Below are 1,884 nucleotides of genomic sequence, written 5' to 3'. Positions count from 1 at the left end.
CGCGGGCTACGAGAACCTCAAGTACAAGACGATCACCGTGCTGTCCGACCCCAGCCCGAAGGTCGACGAGGCCCTGGCCCGCGACCTCGTGGCCGTGTACGAGCAGCGCACCCGTGGCGTCTACCGGGTGCCGTACGACCCGGCACTCGTCTCCGGGTCCGTCGTCCCGTACGACCAGCTCTCCGAGGACACGAAGCGTTCGTGGCTGCGGGCGTGCGCGGGGATGGCGGCCGCGCTCTAGAAACTCCGGCCTCTGGCCTGCGCTCAGCACTCACCTGGTGCGTGCTGAGCGCAGGTAAACGGCGTTCATCGGGGATCCGTCTGTGTGACCCTGTTGTCGGCCGAGTTGAGATCGCGCGGTCGATTGAACGTGACTGCAACGCGAAGGACAGACACTTGGCGGTCTTCAGATGGATCGAGTTCTGGCCGTCGGGCGGGCGGGAGGACCGGCCGTGGACAGACGATCCCGCGACTGACGCCTTGGTGAAGTCAGCGTGCCGGGTATCTCAGGCCTATAGCGACGCTCTACGTGACGAGCACTTCGAGGGTCCCTGCTCGAGTTTGCGGTTCTCCTCCCATCCGCATGACGACGACGCTGTACAACTCCAGGTCTCCACAGCAAGGCATGCCGACTGGGAGCACGGCATCGTCTTCGTGCCAGAGGTGGTTGCCGAACTCTCCGCGGATGACCGTGCTCGCCTCGTCCTGGACCTGATCCACGAGGCCGTCGTCGAGTTGGCTCCGCATCGCGGCTGGTCGTTGGAGCAGGTCGAACGAGTACGTGCTCGAGTGCTCGCGCAAGACCTGGAGTTCCCTTGGGCCTCGCCCTGGAAGGCGAGCTCCGACAGGTCGATGACCGCGCGAGTCGTCTTCCGTGTAGCCGACGACGGCTTGGGTCGGGCGATGATCGAGGTGAGGGAGCGGACGTCCGGGGACCTGGTTGCACGGTCAGCCCCAGCGCTCGCGTACAACGCGTTGACCAATTTCAGGGCCAGCGCGAGGACGCTTCGCTGGGTGAACGGCATTGTCCAGTTCATCCCGCGGCCAGGCAGCCCTCACGGCGAGGTGTCGGTATCTCTGGATCCGGCCCTTCCCGAGATCCATTCAGAGCCGCCGGTCGGCCACGCTGACGTGACGACGGCAGTTGTCACGAGTCCTGAGATCGTCCGGGCGCCGTACGGCTCCCACGTGAAGGACAGGACGCCCGCGATCAAGGTGTTCAGCGGTTTCGGTGTCGGCCTTCGCGTCGGGTGCATTCCCGACATTGACGGGACCGACTTCGGAGAGAAGATCGAGCTCGAAATCTTCGACCGCCTCGGGTCAGGAGAGGGGGGTATCAGCGAGTGGGTCGATGGGCTCCCGATCGAGATCGTTCTGGAGTACCACCTGCCAGGACAGGTTGACGGATTCGGCGCGTACGGCATCCGGCTGCGTCGGACCGCGAAGCGCTTGAACGTCGTCGTCCTCCGAGATGCGTCGTGGTGCGCGGGCGGGGAAGTAGCGGAGTCGTTGGTTCGTCACGAGATGGCGCTGGTGGTCGAGCTGGTCATGGCAGCGCTGCACGCCCGAGCCGCGAAGCGCGCGAAGATGCGCTGACGGAAACCGAAACGAGCGGCACACCGTTCGTGGCTTCGGCACCGCTGCTCACGCTCAGGGGTCCTGCCTGCGTGGCGAACGGTATGTCGCTCGTGAGGCCTGCGGCACTCTGACCGAACCGGACTGCGGGCGAGGTTGATTGATGTCAATCAACCTCGACCAGGAGTCAGTGCTGGAGCGACGGGTCCCAGCGGTTGGCGATCAGCTTGAAGCTCGGGGTGTCGTCGAGCGAGGTCATGGCCTCGTAGATCCGTTCGTACCGGGTCGAGGCGATCCGCCAGGCGCCGT

At 65.3% G+C, this 1,884-nt stretch carries 1 protein-coding gene and 1 pseudogene; both read left to right on the top strand.

What is annotated here, in order from left to right:
• Positions 1 to 241: pseudogene (locus tag V6M39_RS04350) on the top strand (hypothetical protein); the annotation flags it as partial.
• 155 nt (positions 242 to 396) lie between these two features.
• Positions 397 to 1,596 carry a hypothetical protein gene (locus V6M39_RS04345; RefSeq protein WP_332642488.1) on the top strand — a complete coding sequence of 400 codons (1,200 nt, stop codon included), beginning with the start codon at positions 397 to 399 and terminating at the stop codon, positions 1,594 to 1,596.
• Positions 1,597 to 1,884 lie beyond the last annotated feature (288 nt).

Origin of the sequence: Aeromicrobium sp., assembly GCF_036675695.1 — a bacterium.
Classification (GTDB): domain Bacteria; phylum Actinomycetota; class Actinomycetes; order Propionibacteriales; family Nocardioidaceae; genus Aeromicrobium.
The sequence above is the reverse complement of the archived record's forward strand: the minus strand, read 5'-3'. Positions and strand labels throughout refer to the sequence as shown.